At 52.0% G+C, this 1,780-nt stretch carries 3 protein-coding genes and 1 pseudogene; all 4 read left to right on the top strand.

All coding sequences use genetic code 11. The annotated features are described in order from the left end of the window. Positions 1-220, top strand: a pseudogene (locus B5F88_RS19320) (hypothetical protein); the annotation flags it as partial. After that, complete coding sequence (locus B5F88_RS19315; RefSeq protein ID WP_087937034.1) at positions 217-636, top strand: synapsin-1 (Synapsin I); 420 nt, start codon at positions 217-219, stop codon at positions 634-636. The pseudogene B5F88_RS19320 and the gene B5F88_RS19315, both read left to right, overlap by 4 nt. A 1-nt stretch (position 637) precedes the next feature. Beyond that, the gene (locus B5F88_RS19310; protein WP_087937033.1) at positions 638-1,036 is read left to right on the top strand and encodes a hypothetical protein; all 399 of its coding nucleotides are present in this window, start codon (positions 638-640) and stop codon (positions 1,034-1,036) included. A gap of 40 nt (positions 1,037-1,076) precedes the next feature. After that, positions 1,077-1,780 (top strand): DUF4240 domain-containing protein (locus tag B5F88_RS19305; RefSeq protein WP_242959897.1); only part of this gene is annotated, 704 nt, incomplete at its 3' end.

Below are 1,780 nucleotides of genomic sequence, written 5' to 3'. Positions count from 1 at the left end.
GAGATATTTTGTGGTCATCCGGGACAGTCCCCATGAGACCCATAAGTGGACCATCTACACGGAGCGCCATGGATTTGAACAGCCGGAATTCACCTGTGCAAATGTGCGGGATATGCTCCGCCATATCAACACCATGGCCCCGGAAACCTGGCGCGATGATCCGCAGCCTGCAAAAACACCGCGTTCCCCTCAAAAAAAGCGAAAGGAGGCAGAACGATGAACCGGGAAAACGCGGGTGCCAAGCCGACTGCTCCGCCCAGACTGCCGCCAGAGGCGGAGCAGGAGATCCTGGAGGCATTGTTCGAGGGGATGGAGATCCACTCCAGCGAGATCGCTGCAATCCTGAAAAAGCATGGCGTGTGCGGGGATGTGGAGGCCCTCCAGGACAGCTACCGCAAGCGCCTGGGCCAGCGTCTCATGGCCAGTCTCCGGGATGATACCGGGCGGCGTGAGGTGCTGGCCAACGGAAAAGGCAGCTATGTAGTGCTGGAGGGCTGCGGCGACAGGCGGCAGCTCAAGCAGATCCACCGCCGCATCCAAAACCAGATGAATGGGCTGGATCTCTCGGCGCGGAAAGTGTCCGGCAGGCTGACTGTTCTGGAACGGCTGTCCCACAAGTGGAGAAGGGCTGGTTGAGATGGACGCAAAGACATTCTATGAGCAGATCGCCCCAGAACTGGACCCAGGGGGCTTCAAGCTGTACTTCACAGCCCAAAGGCTGACAGGCTTTGAGCTATATAAGCAGTTCCCTTATGAGGACTCCCGCGGGATGTTTGAAATGATGAACGGTCATCAGCTCATGCGCTATCTGCTGGCGGATCAGTTCCATGCCATCCGCTGGGAGATCGTTCCCGGAACTGGCTATGAACACGCAATCCTCCAACCCATTGATACTACCGCACCAGCCTACCAACAGTTTGAACGCAGATTATATGAAACGCTGATGCAAAATTGCCATCTGAATCCACTGGAGCATGAGCAGGCAGCGCGGGTTACACAGAAACAACGCCGTCGGAACGGGCGCAACTCCAGATGAACGGGGCTGTTGCCACAGGATGCCGGGCAAATAAAAAGAGGTGATCATTACGGCAGAGCAAGACCATGTTACTAAAATTACAGAGGACAATCCGGATGCTTTTTGGGATTTGATTTATCAAGCAAAAACCGCTTGCGGCCAGGATATGAAAGCTATGGAGCACTTTCTCACAGATCGTCTGATTTCCATGGGGCCTGAATCCGCCATGGTTTTTCATAAATGCGTATATATATATTCGAGATTGGCAGACCAATATGGGCTTTGGGACGCAGCCAGCATTGTCAAGGAGCGCGGTTGTTCTGACGAAGGATTTATGGATTTTCAGCCATGGCTGATCGCTCAGGGCAAGGAGACTTATATGGCAGTCTTAAAAGATCCGGATACACTGGCTGACGTGGAGATATACGGAGACTGTTGTTTCAGAGGCCTTTCCGATGTTGCTTACAGGGCCTATGAACAGCTTACAGGGCGAAATATATATCTAGATCATGTAGAAGCACCCAAAAATGTAAAAGACTTATACAGATCTTTGAAAAGAGAGATCGTGTACAAGGATGGCATTCAGTTTCCAAGAGAAATGAAAGACCTGCCGAATTTTTTGCCAAGATTGTGCGAGAAATACGGAGGGGCAGACGGAAGCCAGATACACCCGTATGTATGGAATCTGGAGATGTCTGATGTAAACGCGCTGCTAATTGAGGGAAAGACATTTGACAAACAGCAGCGGGCCAAAAAAACGAAGTC

This window comes from Flavonifractor sp. An306, from assembly GCF_002159455.1.
Taxonomy (GTDB): Bacteria; Bacillota; Clostridia; order Oscillospirales; family Oscillospiraceae; genus Flavonifractor.
Note: the sequence above shows the minus strand (reverse complement) of the source record. Positions and strands in the feature narration are given on the sequence as shown.